Source organism: Microbacterium sp. ISL-103 (assembly GCF_018613995.1).
Lineage (GTDB): Bacteria > Actinomycetota > Actinomycetes > Actinomycetales > Microbacteriaceae > Microbacterium.
Genome location: NZ_JAGGPD010000261.1, coordinates 1 through 2,085 on the forward strand (window position 1 = coordinate 1; position 2,085 = coordinate 2,085).

Genomic DNA, 2,085 nt, shown 5'->3' on the forward strand with positions numbered 1-2,085 from the left:
CGAAGACGTCGACGAGTGCGAAGAACTTCTCGCTGACCAGCGCCTTGATCGGGGCCGTGTAATACGAGCGGCGGCCCTCGACGAGCGCGGCGAAGTGCGCGCCCACCGCGACGAGCGACTTGCCGGTGCCCGTGGGGGTCGAAAGGATCAGGTTGTTGCCCGACACGATCTCGATGACCGCCTCGTCCTGTGCGGGGTAGAGGCTGATGCCGGTCGACTCCGCCCACTCGACGAACGCCGTGTAGACGGCATCCGCATCGGATCCGTCTGTCAGCGTGGTGTGGTCGAGGATCGCAGGCATGGTCTCTCGATCATCCCACCTTCGCTGGGTCGCACCCTGCGAAGGAGAACTCCTACAGCGAAGGAGCGGATGCTCGATGCGGCCCTTCGCCGCGTGAGATCTCCTTCGCCGCGAGCGGAGCGGTGCCGGTCTCGCAGCAGCTCAGACCGAGGTCGCGGCGCGCAGCGCGATGCGGATCATGTCTCCGAACGTCTGCTCGCGCTCCTGCGCGGTGGTCTGCTCGCCCGTGACGATGTGGTCGGAGACCGTGCAGATGGCCAGGGCGCGACGCCCGTGGAACGCAGCGAGCGTGTACAGGCCTGCCGCCTCCATCTCGACCCCGAGGGCGCCGTGCTGCACGAACGGCTCGGTGAGCTCGGGCCGGGTGCTGTAGAACTGGTCGCTCGAGAAGAGCAGTCCCACGTGCACGGTCGAGTCCAGCGGCTCGGCCTCGCTCGCCTCGACGGCAGCCCGCAGCAGGCCGAAGTCGGCGACGGGGGCGTAGTCGAGTCCGTGGAAGCGCACCCGGTTGATGCCCGAATCGGTGCAGGCGCCGTTCGCGATGACGATGTCGCGCACCTTCAGCTTCTCGGTCAGAGCACCGCACGAGCCGACGCGCACGATGGTCTGCACGTCGTATTCGTCGAAGAGCTCGCTCGCGTAGATCGCCATCGACGGCTGGCCCATGCCCGAACCCTGCACCGAGATGCGATGGCCCTCCCAGGTGCCGGTGTATCCCAGCATCCCGCGGGTCTCGGAGTACAGCTCGGCGTCGTCGAGGAAGGTCTCGGCGATCCACTTCGCGCGCAGGGGATCACCGGGGAACAGGACGATGGGGGCGATCTGACCGGGCTGTGCGGCGATGTGCGTGCTCATGCACTCAGCGTACGAGGGCAATCGATGAGGATGCTCAGCCCTCGCGCCGCCGCACGATCTCGCCGATCCACGCGGGGGCGAAAGGCGAGGTGCAGCCGGGGGCGGTGGGGTAGTCGGCGAGCACCTGCAGGCGCTCGCCGATCTCGAGCGCCCTGGCCCGCAGCTCGGGGTGGAAGATGCCGATGTTCGCGAGCGTCTCGTTCATCGACCACTGCAGGCGCTTCGGGGCATCTCGCAGATCGCGGTCGATCAGGTCGAGCAGGTGCTCGAGATCGAGGCCGCCTGCGTCCTTCGCCACCCGCACGGTCGTGAGCGACCAGGCCGCCGCGGCGACCGTCGGGTCGGAGTCGTCGAACCAGCGCAGACGCAGCTCTTCGCCGAGCGGCGACTTCTTCACGACGTAGTTCACGAACCAGTCGTTGACCTTCGGCGGACGGGTCTCGCGCAGCATCGCGTCGAGCTCATCGGCGGTGAACTGCTTCGGCGCGCAGATGAGCAGGGCGAGCAGGCGAGCGGATGTCTCGCCGGTCGCCCACAGCTGCGTCGCGAGCGGCTGATCCGTCTTGACGCGCTTGGCGACGGCGCGCAGCCGACTGAGGTTCATGCCGTGGTCGTCGCCGCGCTTCTCGTTCGCGGCGCGCATCTTCGGATCCTCGAGGGCGGCCAGCTCTGCCAGGGCTTCGGCGACGGTCGTGTCTGACATACGACCAGGGTAGGCCCGGAGTCCCTTGTCAAGGCCCGGGCTTCCGTGCGCCCACGGCCGGTACCCTCGCATCCACGCAGACCGAACGCCGACGAGAGGAACGCGCATGAACCGCGACACCGACGACACCAGCACCGACCGCAACGACATCAGCAGCGAATCCTCGCCCGGAGCTGAGGAGAACGACAACCTCGGCACCGAGGACAACAAGGGCGAGCCGCCCACG

3 protein-coding genes are annotated in these 2,085 nt (G+C 68.0%); all 3 read right to left on the minus strand.

Annotated elements, in window-relative coordinates:
* Positions 1–301, minus strand: a 301-nt coding sequence (locus J7E68_RS10355; protein ID WP_396652499.1) for a DEAD/DEAH box helicase, incomplete at its 3' end; no start/stop codon positions are given.
* 141 nt (positions 302–442) lie between these two features.
* Positions 443–1,156, minus strand: coding sequence for a purine-nucleoside phosphorylase (deoD, locus tag J7E68_RS10360; RefSeq protein ID WP_215172306.1), 714 nt, complete (start codon positions 1,154–1,156; stop codon positions 443–445).
* Between the two features lie 34 nt (positions 1,157–1,190).
* Positions 1,191–1,859, minus strand: a complete 669-nt coding sequence (locus tag J7E68_RS10365) for a DNA alkylation repair protein (RefSeq protein ID WP_215172308.1) — start codon at positions 1,857–1,859, stop codon at positions 1,191–1,193.
* Between the last annotated feature and the right edge of the window lie 226 nt (positions 1,860–2,085).